Below are 15,556 nucleotides of genomic sequence, written 5' to 3'. Positions count from 1 at the left end.
TATTTATAAACGTATCTTCCGTCTTTTCGCTGGCTCTCTCCATTACGCAAATTGCGATTTTTACTGTCTTTTCGTTTTACATTAGACATAGTGTAAAGCTCCTTTCCGTCATGGAACGAGCCGTGATACGCTATATTTATTATACCATATCTACGGCTCAATGACATTAGATTTCGTCCAATGTATCTATGATTTTTTCAAATTGTTTTCGCTTAATCTGAATACGGTTGCCGTTCACGATAACCCAGCCAGCGTCAAGATTTTCTTCGGCTAATTTACGCAATTTCTTTTCGCCAATGCGGAAGTATTTGGACGCTTCTTCAACCGTCAGCGTATATTTTTCCCAAATAGGCACATCAGTATTGTTCATAATCTATGCACCCCCTTTACTGTGTGTCGTTTTTTACAAGCAGGCAGACGGCTTTGGAAAGCTCCATTAGTATCTCAACTATTCCCATTCTTGTGGGCAGAACCGCACCATGCGGACGTATCATTATTCTGTGAGGATAGGTCGTGGCAAAACAACTTTTCCAACAGTCGCTCTCGGATCACTGCGTGGGTCGCTCGCTTTCTTTTGAAAAGGTCGTGGCGTACAGTCCCCGTGGCTCGCCATCTCACAAACGTATCTGTCTGCTTTATTCAGTTGTCAAAGAGCTGTGGCGAAAGCGTGTTGCTTTCATATAAAAGCAGGTGGCAGAGCAGGAAAGAGGGGGATATTAAATCATGCTCCGCTAAAAACTGCTTATTCTTCTGGTTCTAAGTCCATATCTTCAATATCAAAACCTAAAATCATTTTGATAAGTGCTTCTCTGATACGTCCTTTTAATTCCATATCTACAACGATATAAACATTGCCGTATTCATCATAAAGTGAACGCAAACAGCACTTTGATATGTAAGGGTCATAAAATGCCAGTAATTTTTCAATCGCTTTTTCGTTTCCGTCCATAGCTGATGAAATCAAGTAATAAGACGGTTTCTTAAATAACTGTTTCATTTTCTAATGTTCCTCCTTGAGTATTTTTTTCATAGTTTCCAAAGCGTGATGTCGGTTTCTAAATACACCGCTTTGCGTGATTTTCTGCAAGTTGGCAATTTCACTTTCTGTCATTTCCAAGAAGTAATACATCAACAGAGTATTGCGTTTTCTTTCTGGAAGTTTCTTCAAGGCTTCTGCCAATTCATCATCAAGGACACGAATATCAATGCCACATACTGAAAAGATTGTATAATCTGTTTCGTAGTCGTCCCAAACAGCCATTTTATCAACAAGGACATCTGGCAATTCGCTGAAAGATATTTCTTTATTCTTACGACGGTTTAATTCCTTGTAATAATCTTTCACGACACTACGGACAACTTTCTTTAAACAACTTTCAAAACGACATTGAACTGTTTTCTGGAAGTCAGACGGTTTCATCAATCTCACCTCCTTTCCTTTATGATTTGAAAAGTGTTTATCCCTCTTTCCGCACCATATAAGGACAGCTAGGTGTGATTTAATGACCTCTTTTGAAAAATTTTTTAAATTTTTTCGGGTATGAAAAAAGCCCGCACAAAACATATAGTCTGTACGAGCCTTTAAAGCTAAAACATATTCAATTTTTAATAGTGTGCTATTAGGTGGGATTTGATTGCAAATAATTGTACTTAAAGCTTTCCATAACGCAAGCCCCCTTAAAGCACCGTATCAATGTTGGCATGGTTTTTCAAATTACTCTGAAAAATTATGAACTGTTCCTTTTGGAAATATAATTGTCAGTCTTGTATATTCTTTTTCCGTAGAAGCAATATCCAATTTCAACCCCAACCTATCGCATAATTTTTTAGATAGATACAGTCCCATACCTGTTGCATTTGCCTTGTTTCTGTTAGAACCAGTAAAGCCTTTTTCAAATACACGGGATAAATCAGACGTTTTTATTCCACAGCCATTATCTTCAATTACAAGCAGTATATTTGTTCCGTTGTCTTGACTGTATATCGTCAGTTTGTTTTCCTGCTTGTCAAAATACTTAATCGCATTTTGCACGATTTGAGATAGAATGAATGTCAGCCATTTTTCATCAGTATATACAACATTCTCTATGTCATGGATATTGATAATTACTTTCCTTTCCATAAGTGAATGACGAAATTTCAGAATGACATTATGTATCACTTCGTCTAACTGCAACTGTTTTACAAAATAGTCCTTTTCCGTATTTTCACTCCTTGCATAGTAGAGCATTTGTTCCACCAACTGAAATATCTTGTCTGTTTCTTTTTTTAACGTGTAATTTTTCGTATTATCGAACGTCAAAGACAATGCTCCTATCGGTATTTTAATTTCATGGGCGAAACTTTCCACATATTCTTGATAATCCTGCTTTTCCTCTGTGATTTTACCGATTTCATCATTCATAGATTTGCAGGCTTTTTTTAGTGCGTAGTAATAGGCTTCATTTTGAAATTCTTTTGGCTTTGGTAAAACATCTGCAATATAGTAGGTTTCTTCCAGTCCGTCTACTAAATCAATAATATGTTGCGAAGCCTTACGTTTCTTCCGATACAAACACCATTGAAAAAGCCCTTGTATGCTGATGAACAGAATTACCAGCAATACAACAAATAGCGTATCTACACCGTAGAAAATCAAGAGAAATGCTACTAAGGCAAGAAAGAAAAGCTGAAACAATATCTCTGTTATTTTTTCTTCTAAGAATGTAAAAAAGCTCACAGTTTCCAACCCTTTCCTCGTATATTTTCCAATAAATGAACAATACCGATTTCTTTCATTTTCTTTTTTAGACGGGTCATATTAACCAGTAATACATTTTCGTCTAAATAATATTTGTCGTTCCACAGCTTTTCCAATAGTTCTTCCTTACTGATAACTTTATCTTCGTTCATAAAGAAGTAGTATAAAATACGAAATTCATTTCTTGTCAATTCAATGCTTTTCTCTTGATACTTCAAAATAGATAAATGTAAATCAAGGGTACAATCTTTTTTAACAAGCTCACGGAAATTATTCGGGTTTGATAACTGCAATGCACGCTTGATCTTCTCAAGAAGAATAAGCGTGTCATACGGCTTTGTGATAAAGTCAATTCCACCCACTTGAATACTTTTCAATTCGTCAGCATTTGTATCTCTGCTTGTTACAAAGATAATAGGTACTGGCATAGCTTGTTTTATTTTCCTGCATACTTCATAGCCATTTTCATACGGCAGGTTAATATCAAGCAAAACCAGCTCTACGCAATATTGCTTTAATTCCTTTGTCAGATTTTCAAAGTTAGTCAACAAGACTGTTTCATATCCTTGTGTGTTCAATAGTTTAGAAAGCTCCAGACGAGTGATTTCATCATCTTCGATAATTGCTATTCTCATTTCCACACCCCCTTGATTTACTATTATAATAATTCCACAGCAGGAGAGCTAGAAAAATCTAACTCTCCTCATTGATATTTCGTTTGAAACCGATATACGTTGCTATCCAATAAATTCCGTATATAAAGAAGAAAATCAATAAGCTTCCTATGAAATAAGCCAAATAAGAATATTTACTCTGTAATAAAATTTGAAAAATATTATTCATAGATACTACCATGAAGAAACCACATATAATAGAATAAACGGTAGGAACACCAAACAGTATCAATAATTGCTTTTTGATTGTTCTAAAAAGTGATTTGTCATTCACACCTATTCTTCGTAACGTAGAATAACGATATTTATATTTAGTTGAATCACTTAATGATTGAACAGCAAGGATTGTTCCTACAGCAGAAATAAGCACAAAAGCAATATATAAACAGATACTTGCAATCATAGCTGTCATAGAGTTTTGTTCTTCTACTGTTGTTCCTCGCATATTTATTCTATAAGACTGAAGAACATCTTCTCCGTTTTCATTTACTTCAATAAATTTATCTTCCATATCTTTTAGAAATTGTTGTTCATAATCGGCTGTTGTATCTTCTTTTGTATCTACAATAAGATGTCTTTCAGCTATTTCTAAATCTTGTGTATAAACATCTGGAACAACTACGGTAAATCGACCAGAATTACACATTGCATACCAATATGTTTGCGTATCTATTTCTTTCAAATTTAATTTTTCCCCATTTGATAATTGTAAGACTTTTATCTCATTATTGTTTTCAACTTTATGCAAATATTGTTTGTCTGTAATAATAAGATATTCATTTTCTTTTAGCTGAGCTGTATCCAACCCCCTTAGTTCCAACATTTTATTGTAATCACTTAATTTCAAAATAGCGTCAAAATCGTAAAACTCTACTTGAAAGAAATTTTGTATCTGATGATTTGGTTCTTTATAGATGTCATATTCTAAAGAATTTGAAATCGTATATTCATCATCAATATAATCTAGGTATTCGCTAAAATCACTAAATGGTTTTTTAACTTCATAAATACTAATATCATAGGGAGAACTTCTTTCTATCGTGGATTGATATACACCTTTGTTGATACTGGAAAAATTCAAACACAATAAAGATAGTAATATCAACATGGAGAGTGTCCCGAATGTGAAACCCATTGTTCGAGCCTTAGACGCAAAGGTTCTGGCAACAAACAAATTATCACTTTTATATTTTAGTTTTTTGCTTTTTAACAAAACAGACAAGAACATATCTGCACAGGTTGCAGAAATACCATATATACTGATAATCAATACACAAATACAAATTGTTAAGTAACTGATGTTTTCACTTGTACTATAGTTTTCAAAATTAAATCGTGTGTGCCAAAAAACTAAAGAAGCTATACCTAACAAAAGACTTATAACAAAAATAATATTTCTTCTTTTACTACTGCGGAACATTTTCTTTTCATTTTGTTTGTCAAAATAAAGGAAGTCGTGTACCGTCATTTTTCTAATTCTTCGTAAAAGGTTAAGCAAAACCAATACGTATATCGCCATAAAATAAATTGCCAGCAATTCGATAGAAATAAGATTTAAAGAAATAAATATAACCTCTGGAATACCCAGCATTTTTACAATAACTAATGATACAAACTGACTGAACAGAAAGCCGAGCGGAATAGATAGTACAAATGCTAAAAATCCCAGTAATATATTCTCTGTTACAAGTAAATGTGCAACTTTCTTTTTCTTTATTCCAAGAAGCATATATGTCCCTAATTCTTTACTTCTTTTTTCAAACATGAACCTTGTCGTATAGTTAATCAGAAAACATACAACAAATACAATTACAGCATTGATAAAAGTTAATACTGTTTTGAATGACCCCATACCAGTAGATAACTCTACAACCTTATCAGAACTTGCAATTAAATTAAACGCAAGTATCAATGAAAATGAAATCGTAATCGTTATCAGATAAATCAAATAATCTTTAATGCTTCTTTTTGTATTTCTAACCGCTAATTTACCTAACATTTCCAACTTCACCTCCGAGCAAGGTTAATATATCCAGTATTTCATTGAAGAAATCTTTTCTGCTTTTTTCCCCTCTGAAAATTTCATTGAATATCTTACCGTCTTTTAAGAACAGAATACGTTCACAGAAAGACGCACTAAACGGGTCATGTGTTACCATTAAAATAGTAGCTTGCATTTTCTTGTTGATGTCAGACATTGTTTCTAGTAACAATCTGGAAGATTTTGAGTCCAAAGCTCCCGTCGGTTCATCAGCTAATATCAGTTTCGGTTCATTGATTAAGGCTCTTGCACAAGCACAACGCTGTTTTTGTCCGCCAGAAACTTCATAAGGAAATTTCGATAAAATATCACGAATACCCAATTTATCAGCGATAGCATGAACTCGTTTGTCAATATCAGCAGGGTTCTGTTTGTTGATTACCAATGACAAAGAAATGTTTTCTTCAATCGTTAAGGTATCTAAAAGGTTGAAATCTTGAAAAATGAACCCTAGATTTTCACGTCTAAAATCAGCAAAATCTTTATCTTTGATTTTGGTAATATCTTGATTGTTGACTGTAATGTGTCCGCTGGTTACAGTATCAATCGTAGAGATACAGTTTAATAGGGTAGTCTTTCCAGAACCACTAGCTCCCATTATTGCGACAAATTCGCCCTTGTCTACATACATAGAAATACCGTCTACTGCCTTTGTGATATTTCCAGAGTTACCCCCGTAGTATTTTTTTACTTGCTCTAAATTTAAAATGTGTTCCATTAAAAATCGCTCCTTTCTTCCTGCCACATTTATTTGTTTTGGAATACAATTAAATTATAGCAAGGGCTGTATTCAATTACACTTACAGTTTTGAAAGTAAACAGAGAGTAAAAGAGCCGTGATAATGCAGATCACAATTTTGTGAAGCATTTCCACGACCCTTTTATTATAATTTTGCCTTTGTCTTTTTCGTAATGATATAAATATATTCTTCTGGTGTAGGGCGTTTATTCCCAAAATACTTTTTAAAATTTGCCTGCACCTCTGGGTCGGTGCTATTCATAGCTTCATCAATCGTTGCTTCAATATTTTCCCGTACATCAGCTAATGACATACCGCCAGCCTTTGCACCAGCCTTTAATGCTTTTTTAATATCTCGTTTTTTTAACCCTATCATTCGAACCAACTCCCTAAAATGAGTTAATCTTCTTTTTCAAAAATTAAATCAATCTTTCGCATACAACCTTTTGCGTCAATTTCTGTAGGTATAAAACCAACATAGCGATACCCATTTTCTGCATAGCTATTTATAACTTCCTTATGTTTATCGGTGCAAAGGAACACAACACCTTTCGCAGTATAATCAATTTCTAAATATTCATATTTTTTCATTTTTCCTCATTTCCTTTCTCTTTCATATTTTCTCTACGCTTTTTGATTGCCTTATTTCTTAAAGGAATACCAACGCCCAATATCAATCCTACTACCAAAATAGTCAAGTCCATAAGCACACCTCTCTTTTCTAAAACTCTTTTTTCTTTAGTATTGTTAAGCTAATAAGATAGGAGATACCTAAAATAACAACTGAAAGCAATAAAAATAATATTATATATACTAGTGGTTCAAATTTAGGTAATTTATTTATTAAGACATATAAATCTATTCCTAAATATTCAGTAGTTTTTATAAGAAGCAGTCCTATAACAAATATAAATCCCATTACACCTATGATAGCAATTCTTCCTTTTTCTCCACCAAATTTCAAGATAAAAGGAAGCATGATTGATAAAATCAATAAAATAGTAGGAAATAAAGAACCTGCTGTTAAAAAAATTTCATTAAAACTGCCTGTTTTTGTAATACCAATAACAACTAAACTAATAACAGTTCCCAACAACAAAAACATTATTCCTGAAATCAATCCAAAAATATATTTTTCCAGTACATAATCTTTTCGTGTTATCGGTAAAGAAAATAAAAAAGCATTTCCATTATCAAATTCATCATAGCTAATTGAACTCAATGAGAATAATGCCCCCACAAAACCTAAGAAACCAATCGGAAACGAAGTCCCCGGAGATACTATTATCATTATTATAGATATAGCAGTAATAGTCATAAAGAAGTTTTTCTGTCCTTTCAGCAATTTAAAATCTTTAATCAATAAACCTTTCATTATTCAACACCTCTAATCATCATTGTTATTACTTCGTCTATATTTCCTTTTTCAATCGCCATTTGAGGATAATTTTCAGCATAATATTGTTTTTGATTAGTTAAACAACTATATCCATAGCTTTCTTTTTTTGTACGTAAAATATATTGTCTATCTAATTTGGAATATTCTTCTTCATCAACTTTAAGTAGTGCATAATCGCTTAGTAAAACATCAGTATCTTCGTGCATAATTACTTTTCCTTGATGTATCATATAAAGGTCATCACATAAAGTTTCTAAATCACTGGAAATGTGAGAACTAATTAAAATAGAGCGTTCTTCGCCTTTTTCTATAAAATCTCTTAGCATTTCTAACAATTCATCTCTAGCTATTACATCTAATCCCGCCGTTGGTTCATCAAGAATTAACAACTTTGCATTGTGTGAAACAGCAACTAAGACTTTTACTTTCGCTTTCATACCAGTTGAAAAATCTTTTATTCTTTTATTTCGTGGAAGCTGAAACTTTTTAACTTGTTCTATAAAAAATGATTTATCAAAATTTTGATATAAATTATCAATAATAGGAATAATATCATTGATTGTTAAATATCCACTAAAGCCAGAGTCCGAAAGAACTACTCCCAAATCTTGCTTGTCTTTTGCAGTAAAATCTTGTAATGACTTTCCAAGAATATTGATAGTTCCACTATCAAAGGAAATTAGCCCTAAAATAGCTTTAAATGTTGTGCTTTTTCCTGCACCATTTTGACCAATCAAACCAGTTACATGACCTTTCTTTACTTCAAGAGAACAATCAAGCGAAAAGTTTTCATAACTTTTTTTCAAATGCTCAATTTTTAACATATCTAACCCTCCAAAATTAACTCAAATAGTTTTTTTATATCTTCATCACTGATACCGTAACATCTGCCTTTTTGAATAACTCGTTCTAAATCACTTTCTAATTCCTTTTTCTGTTCCTCTAATAAAAGCTCTGTATTTGTAGCAGTAACATATGTTCCTTTTCCATGAATTGTTACCGTAAACCCCTCGTTTTCCAAGCTATCATATGCTTTTTTCACAGTTAGAGCACTTATTTTTAATTCTTTTGCAAGAGAACGAACAGACGGAAGATTATCATTTTCTTTTAATTTTCCATTCCGAATTAAAGCTTTAACTTGTTCTACTATTTGCTCGTAAATAGGTATCATTGAAGAATGGTTTATAATAATTTTCATCTCACAGCTCCTTTCTGTATAAACAGTATATAACAGAGTAACGCTGTTGTCAAGTGTTATATGGTGTTTGTACAGAAAGTGAAGCGTGCAAATCTCATTTAGGAAATGCACGCTATATAATTTATCCTACAATCTTCCAGTTACTATCCTTATGTAGCACAAGTTCATACTGCGATATCTGCGTCGCCTTTGTCTGATTATCAAGGAATTTCACGCCTACCTTGACTTTCACATTGTCCCCGTCCTTTGTAAAGATAGGGTTTACCAGTTCAGAATAAAGATAGTCCCTGCCGATAGGTTCAAGCACATTTCCCGATACATAATAGGCAAGCTCTTTTTCCGTAGCTGTCGGGTAGAGCTTAAAGAATGTTTCCAGAAATGCGGTAGCGTCATTCACGGTATCAGCGTCTACACTTGCGTCTGCTTCTGGTGTCTTAGGCTCATAGTCTGATTTTTCGATTGCTGGTGCAAGGGTAGGGTTCTGAACGATTAACATATCCCCGTCAGCGTCTATATGGACTTTTACGGTATAGGTTGCTTTCACATTGCTTGTCTTTTCTCCCTCTTTTATCTGCTGATCTACTTCGTAAGTAGCAGAAAAAGTGTCCGTTCCCGATTGTTCGATACTCCATACAATCACATCTGTAACTGTGGAGCTGGTCGGTATATCCGTTCTAATGGTATCAACATTCAAGTCCTGCAATTCCTTTGTCAGATAACCGTTGATTGCCTGCGTCCTTGATTCAATCGCTTCTTTACTGTTATTCCATGTGTAATAGGACTTCGCAAAATTCTTCACGAAATTTTCTATCCCGTTGGTGTCCTGCAAGCGAAGTTCAATGATTTCTTTTTCGTGGGTCGTGTGCTGGTCGATAGCAGTAAAATTCTTATACACCCCGAAGCTCACGCTTGCGATAAGCACCACCCACAACGCAATCACGGTTTTCTTATGTGTACCTACCTTGACAGTACGCACCTTTTTTTCTTTTGGTTCTTTGATAGTTTCTGTCTGTTTCTTATTCTTCTTAAACATATTTTTCAAGTCCTTTCTATTGTTTTATTCGTCCTGCACCGATTAAGTGCTGTTGCCAGTAACTACTACTTAGGTCTGCATATCCTATCGGATTTCCTGCATGGTACATCTGCGTCGGCGAAACAAGAATACCAACGTGTGTTACATAAGTACCAGCGTTATAAGTGGAATGGAAAAATACCAAGTCCCCAGCCTTTGCCTGCGAGAGTGAAAGATGTTGGGTAGCGTCAAACTGTGCTTGTGCGGTTCTCGGTAAGGAGATACCAGCTTTACCATAACACCATTGTGTCAGTCCCGAACAGTCAAAGGAAGTGTTGGGATTGCTACCGCCATAGACATACTTCCAGCCTTGATATTTCAATGCTTCATTCATTACCTTTTGTGCCAATTCTCCCGACACCTGCGGAACAGTTAAATACTGATTGACTAATTCCACATAGAACATATTTCCATAGCCATACCGCCAACCCCCGTTCTTCGCAACGGCTATCGGGTTGGTGTAAGTTACTTTCTTTCCACCCGATTTCTCACGGGCGAAGCTCTCTGCAAGATTGTAGGTATGTTTCTTTCCTTTTCCTGCCACATATCCCACATAGCCACCGCCATAATTATAGGACTGTATCGCTACATTCAAATCGTCGATACCTTGATTTTTGCAGGAAGAAAGCAGGGACGCAAAATATTTACACCCCTGCTTGATTGAGCTTTCTGTATCTAAAGAGTTAGGCGGTAAACCAAGACTTTCCGAACTCTGCATAACATCTACTGCCGTACCGCCACTTTCTACTTGAATGATAGCCAACAATACATTGACATACTCGGAAATACCGTATTCTTTGGCGTATTTTTCCACCATAGGCTGATGTTTCAAGACTTCTGCGGATAGGTTCATACCCGTAATGCCAGAAGAAAAATTGCTGTTCTCATCGTCGCTGTCCGCACTAATGAGGACACCAAAGAAAAGCACCAGAGAAAAGAGGATAGGAAACAGACTGCCAATAAGAGCGATATGTTTCAGTTTCATTTTTTCTTCTGTCCTTTCTTCGTTACAAGATTACGGCTTTTCTCTGTGGTCTGTTGGTTCTTCTGGACGCTATGGGTCTGCTGAACCTTTTTCCTGCGGTCTTTGGGGTAATTCTGGCGTGTTTCCTGCAATACTACTTTTTCTACATTCTGCCTATGTACTTGCTGTGTAAGCTGGGTTGCTTTTCTATCAGAAGCACCAGAAGATAGCGGACGCTCTTTGATAACGCTTGTCTTGACTGGCTCGCTTGCTTTTGAAGTGGTCGCTGTGGCAGGGCGTTTGATTTCCTGCGTTTTTTCTGTACTCGGCTTTGGAATGGTTGAAGCTGTGGCTGGTCGCTCATGGGGACGGGTAGCTCCCGTTGTCGCTGATCCGTCAGCCTTTCGCTGTGCCTGCCTTGCTTCTTGTGCCTTTTGAAGCTCCATACGCTTGTCAGCAATATTCTGCCTGCGTTGCTCCTGCTTTTCCAATCGTCCCGTCTGTCTGGACTGCTGTTCCTGCACCATGCCACGCTTGAAATCTGATACGCTGGACTTTGCCTTTTCCTTTGCGGAATATACCGCATAAGCGGTCTGTGTCGGCATATCCTTGATGTTTTCTTTGACAGCATTTGCCTTGTCTTTCACTTTATTTTTCGTATCTAAGACAGCACCCACCTTTGAGCCTGCTCGCTGTCCCATGCTGGAAGTGGTATTGCCCCGATTTTCTTTAGAAGCTGTATTTTTTCTTTCCGCTCGTTTGCCAGCAACGGCACTTCCAGCCACCGCACCAGCCACACCACCCGAAATACCGCCAGCACTTACTGCCCTTGCAATACGGTGTTCCATACGCCTAGCCCTATGTCGCATAAACAGATACGGTCTGCGGAAAATCCTGCGTCCCATGCTTTGACTGTCATTAGCGTTCAAAGAGAACATACTCATTAAGTCGCCCAGCTTCATATAGATACCAGCGAAACACACTATCTGCAAGAACGCCACCATAAAGAACGGATAGTCCGTGGAAATGTTGTAAAACATACTGGAAATACTGAACGCCACCGTTACAATGAGCGTTATTCCTGCCCGTGTCATTATGGTATTAAACACCCTCACGATTGCCTGCTTTGCCATGCTTTCATAGCTCGGTATCATAGAAAGTAAAAAGCTGATAGGTAAAAACATAGCGAAGATAATAAAAAGTATCTGGCTAAATAACATCATGCCCGTAAGCAAGAATACAAATATCGTGATACCTAAGTTGAAGAACAAGAGGAAGAACACCATACCTAAACGGTTTACCACCTGCGGTATCGTCAGATTGTTATTGTCGTTATCCTCGATTTCTGTTTTCACGACTTCCTCTCTGGTCTTTCCGTCCTCGTCCTCTGGACTTACTGATACCAGAGCTTCCACACGGTCTGCCCCGATTTCTTCTGCGTTGCTGTTCCCGAATTGTAAGAGTAACCACGGCTGTTCCACTTGAATAGAAAATAGGCTGTCCCGTATCAAGTCCACGCTGTCCTTGCCCTCGCTGTCAGAGTTGGGGAGCATGATTTTTGTTCCCAAGTCCAAAGAAGCGGTACTGATGTCTGATGAAAATTCATTTATCTTCTTGATATAGTCGGGAGCGTAGGCAATAAACGAAGCGGACAGCACGAACACCACCACAAAGTTGATAACAGCGTGAAGTGCCTTGCTGGTTTCCCGTTTTATCAGTCCTGTATAGGCAACATAAAGTCCCACCACTAAGATAATGAGAAGCAGGAAACCGACATAAAAGCCAGAGCTGGAAAAACCGTTCTGTGTTACGCCTGCAAGGGTCTGTATGCTTTTTCCGATACTGTCTGCCATATCATTGATGAAGTCCAGCTTATAGGCTTCCTGCACCACATAGCCCGTAGCATTGCTTAAATAAAGGCTTATCGTCCAGACAAAATTGGTAATGCAGTAAAGCCCGTACTGTACCGATTTTCCGATACCGTCCAGCCAGTTCCACGGCAACCACGACCAGCTATTATCCACATAAAAATCAAGCTGGTAATTCGACAGCGGATATTTAGAGTAAAGATTTTCTGCGTTTATGGTATCGTCCACAAGCCCCGTCGCATGAGCCACCGTCCCCAGAAGTGAAAGCAGGATAAGGGAGAGTGCCACCACGAACAGAGCCATTTTGAGAAAGTGAAGTATCTTCCTTTTTGTGAACGCACCTTTTATCCTTTCTTTCATCACTCCACCTCATTTCTCTGTACGGGCGGTCTGGTATCAAAGGCGTGTAGCAGTTCTTCAAAGACTGGGTGTATCTGTACCACACCGACACGCCCGTATAAGTCCTGCAATAAGCATTGTCCGTTCTCCAAATCACGAAGCCGTTTCTGGTTGTTTTCATCGTCCTTGTCGATACCGAAAAATTCTAAGGTCTGTTTTATCTCGTTGATGTCAGTAGAACGGAAAGCGAATTTTAAGCCGATATTGTTTTTCAGACTTTCCTTTGCCACGTCCCCAGACGATTGTGTAACGAAATAAACGCCTGCCTGCATAGCTCGTCCAGCACGAACCAGCTTGTTAGAGAGCGTTTCTCCTTGTGCCACATTTAAGAACGCCCACGCTTCGTCCAAATCGACAATCTTAAAAATACTTCTGTCCGAATGGATAAAATCAAGGGCAAAGGTACTAATCACAATCAGCATAGACACCGACAATAATTCAATGGTCGTGTATTCCTCAAAGGTCGTGTCCTTATCTGGCAGTACAAGGTCAGCTACTTGAATGATATTGAGCTGGTTATCCAGACTGATAGCATTTTCCACCGTACCGTCTGAAAACAGCAGGTGTGCAAAGTCGTAGTCCGTGAAGCTGTCGATATGGTCTGCGATATTTCTTGATATGGGTGTATCTTCACGGCGTAGCTCGTCTATCACATGGAGCAAGCCCCGACTGTCGCTCTGGGTAACGGAGCGAACCGCCTTACGAAGTACGGGGAATTTTTCGCCGTCCCTAGAGGAAATACCCGTAAGGAATGTTAAGATGTCGATTGCCAGACTTTCAGCGTCTTTTACATTCTTCATAATCACAAATGGGTCAAGAAGTCCTGCATTGTCCTTGTCGCTTGTTAGGTTTACGATATTGATTTCATGGGCGATTTCTGGGAGCGTTTCTTTCCAGTTGCCACGCTCACTTTTAGGGTCTAACAGAAGTGCTTGACCGCCAAACAGCACCGCATAATATACCAGAAGATTATTGCAGAACGACTTCCCACCGCCAAGAGAACCGACAAAAGCAGAAGCAAGGGCGTTGGTAACTGTGCCTTTTACGCCCTGCGAAGCTAAAGACGGTTGCAGGTACACATTTCTTCCCGTATCAACGGAATAGCCCATATAGATACCCGTAGTTTCTCCTAACTGCTGGGTCGCACCAAAACCAAGCCCTGCTAGAAAATCTGATTTTACATACTGCACATAATCATTGATATATCGCTTGCTGGCAGGAAGAAATTCTGAATGAAGCCCCAGCATATCCCCAGCAGGACGCACCAGCTTTACATTGAGGTCGTCGTAAAAGTCCTTGACTTCATCACAACGGCGTTTCAGCTCGTCAAGATCGGGTGCAGACACCCGTATGACGTAGCTTAACTTATACATACTTTCTTTGCTCTGGTCTAAGTCCGTTTCCAGCTCGTCCACGCTGTCTAAGGCGTCCACCACATTTGAGCTGGTTTCACTTCCTGCTTGATAGGCGTGATTGTCCAAATCTTTCAATTCCTTTTTCTTGTTGCGAACGGTCGTTAATGCTTTTCTGTTTTCCACGATTTCTACATTCATGGAAGTATCAACGGGGAATGTGAATTGCTGTTGCTGGAAATAAAAGATTTCAGACGACGGAAAGTCAAGCTCCCCGACAATCGCATTGACGGTAAAATAGGACACATAGCTTTCCTTGTCCTCATGTTCCAAGCGCAAATACCGCTGGTTTTCCTCAATCACACACCTTGTCGGACGGATAAGGTCGTAGTATTTTATCAGCGTTTCTTTCTTATAGTTCTTCTTTGGTAGCTGGTACTCATAATCTTCATAAGCGATACCGTCCCTGCCGTAAAGATGTTCCATGAGATACCCAAAATCATTGATTTCCAAACGACGCACCTTAAAGCGACGGGAGATTTTGTTTTCCAGTAACTTTTCCATTTTCATGTAGCGGTTGATTTCATCATTCGGCATGGAAACAAAGTCATTCATCAGCGTGTGATTGACTTCATGGAGAAATTCCTTGAATGTCAGCCACGCCGATTTTTTGAGGTTCTTCAGATTGAGCTGTTCTTCCGTAACCATGAGCTTAAAGCCAAGAAAAAAGCGGTAGTCCACTTGATTGTCCCCAATCATAGATACTAACGCTTCGGTCTGTTCGTCTATCTTCTGATAGGCAACTTCCTTTAATTTTCCCGTTACCAGTTTCTTTGACTGCTCCTGCATACTTCTTATGGAGCTTTCTGTGGCAATCTGCAACGCATGAATTTTACCCTCACGGGACTGTGCGATAAGCTGTCGGAAACTGTCATGCACGATAAATTTCTGCTCTGCGGATAAGAAAGAATAGTTATACGGTATCAGCTCATAATAAGCAAACACTTCATTGTCCTTGTTCCAGACAAGGTTGTTGTCAATATATTTTATCGGGAACATAGTTCACACTCCTTACTGCCGTGATTGTTTCATTCAAGGTCTGCTTATGCA

General features: G+C 37.9%; 17 protein-coding genes. All 17 read right to left on the bottom strand.

Annotated elements, in window-relative coordinates; genetic code table 11:
- Positions 1–89, bottom strand: an 89-nt coding sequence (locus WMO18_RS09030) for an integrase DNA-binding domain-containing protein (protein WP_142797536.1), incomplete at its 3' end; no start/stop codon positions are given.
- Positions 90–166: 77 nt separating this feature from the next.
- The gene (locus WMO18_RS09025) at positions 167–370 is read right to left on the bottom strand and encodes an excisionase (protein ID WP_002322728.1); all 204 of its coding nucleotides are present in this window, start codon (positions 368–370) and stop codon (positions 167–169) included.
- A gap of 372 nt (positions 371–742) precedes the next feature.
- Positions 743–997 carry a helix-turn-helix domain-containing protein gene (locus tag WMO18_RS09020; protein WP_002322727.1) on the bottom strand — a complete coding sequence of 85 codons (255 nt, stop codon included), beginning with the start codon at positions 995–997 and terminating at the stop codon, positions 743–745.
- Between the two features lie 3 nt (positions 998–1,000).
- A complete protein-coding gene (locus WMO18_RS09015; RefSeq protein WP_003061815.1) occupies positions 1,001–1,420 on the bottom strand; it encodes an RNA polymerase sigma factor in 420 nt (139 codons plus the stop codon).
- Between the two features lie 294 nt (positions 1,421–1,714).
- Complete coding sequence (locus WMO18_RS09010) at positions 1,715–2,719, bottom strand: sensor histidine kinase (protein WP_007286197.1); 1,005 nt, start codon at positions 2,717–2,719, stop codon at positions 1,715–1,717.
- A complete protein-coding gene (locus tag WMO18_RS09005; RefSeq protein WP_055152489.1) occupies positions 2,716–3,375 on the bottom strand; it encodes a response regulator transcription factor in 660 nt (219 codons plus the stop codon). The genes WMO18_RS09010 and WMO18_RS09005 overlap by 4 nt, the downstream gene beginning before the upstream one ends.
- A 58-nt stretch (positions 3,376–3,433) precedes the next feature.
- The gene (locus WMO18_RS09000; RefSeq protein WP_055152491.1) at positions 3,434–5,413 is read right to left on the bottom strand and encodes an FtsX-like permease family protein; all 1,980 of its coding nucleotides are present in this window, start codon (positions 5,411–5,413) and stop codon (positions 3,434–3,436) included.
- On the bottom strand, positions 5,403–6,173 hold the full coding sequence (locus tag WMO18_RS08995) for an ABC transporter ATP-binding protein (RefSeq protein WP_117576622.1): 771 nt from the start codon (positions 6,171–6,173) through the stop codon (positions 5,403–5,405). The genes WMO18_RS09000 and WMO18_RS08995 overlap by 11 nt, the downstream gene beginning before the upstream one ends.
- 166 nt (positions 6,174–6,339) lie before the next feature.
- Entirely contained in the window at positions 6,340–6,570 is a 231-nt protein-coding gene (locus tag WMO18_RS08990; RefSeq protein ID WP_055151587.1) for a hypothetical protein, read from the bottom strand.
- A 23-nt stretch (positions 6,571–6,593) separates the two neighbouring features.
- Complete coding sequence (locus WMO18_RS08985) at positions 6,594–6,785, bottom strand: DUF4177 domain-containing protein (protein WP_008370354.1); 192 nt, start codon at positions 6,783–6,785, stop codon at positions 6,594–6,596.
- A 130-nt stretch (positions 6,786–6,915) separates the two neighbouring features.
- Positions 6,916–7,569 carry an ABC-2 transporter permease gene (locus WMO18_RS08980; RefSeq protein ID WP_006857098.1) on the bottom strand — a complete coding sequence of 218 codons (654 nt, stop codon included), beginning with the start codon at positions 7,567–7,569 and terminating at the stop codon, positions 6,916–6,918.
- A complete protein-coding gene (locus WMO18_RS08975) occupies positions 7,569–8,417 on the bottom strand; it encodes an ATP-binding cassette domain-containing protein (RefSeq protein ID WP_055151596.1) in 849 nt (282 codons plus the stop codon). The genes WMO18_RS08980 and WMO18_RS08975 overlap by 1 nt, the downstream gene beginning before the upstream one ends.
- Positions 8,418–8,419: 2 nt before the next feature.
- Positions 8,420–8,791 (bottom strand): GntR family transcriptional regulator, encoded by a 372-nt coding sequence (locus WMO18_RS08970; RefSeq protein WP_006857100.1) that lies wholly within the window; start codon positions 8,789–8,791, stop codon positions 8,420–8,422.
- A gap of 121 nt (positions 8,792–8,912) precedes the next feature.
- A complete protein-coding gene (locus tag WMO18_RS08965; protein WP_117576623.1) occupies positions 8,913–9,824 on the bottom strand; it encodes a conjugal transfer protein in 912 nt (303 codons plus the stop codon).
- Between the two features lie 16 nt (positions 9,825–9,840).
- Entirely contained in the window at positions 9,841–10,848 is a 1,008-nt protein-coding gene (locus tag WMO18_RS08960) for a bifunctional lytic transglycosylase/C40 family peptidase (protein WP_117576624.1), read from the bottom strand.
- Positions 10,845–13,055, bottom strand: a complete 2,211-nt coding sequence (locus tag WMO18_RS08955) for a CD3337/EF1877 family mobilome membrane protein (RefSeq protein ID WP_117576625.1) — start codon at positions 13,053–13,055, stop codon at positions 10,845–10,847. Before WMO18_RS08955 ends, WMO18_RS08960 begins: the two co-directional genes overlap by 4 nt.
- Complete coding sequence (gene tcpF / locus WMO18_RS08950; RefSeq protein ID WP_117576626.1) at positions 13,055–15,505, bottom strand: conjugal transfer ATPase TcpF; 2,451 nt, start codon at positions 15,503–15,505, stop codon at positions 13,055–13,057. The genes WMO18_RS08955 and tcpF overlap by 1 nt, the downstream gene beginning before the upstream one ends.
- Between the last annotated feature and the right edge of the window lie 51 nt (positions 15,506–15,556).

The sequence above is a fragment of the Ruminococcoides intestinihominis genome (assembly GCF_040096285.1).
GTDB classification, from domain to species: domain Bacteria; phylum Bacillota; class Clostridia; order Oscillospirales; family Acutalibacteraceae; genus Ruminococcoides; species Ruminococcoides intestinihominis.
This window is presented reverse-complemented; position numbering and strand designations above follow the sequence as displayed.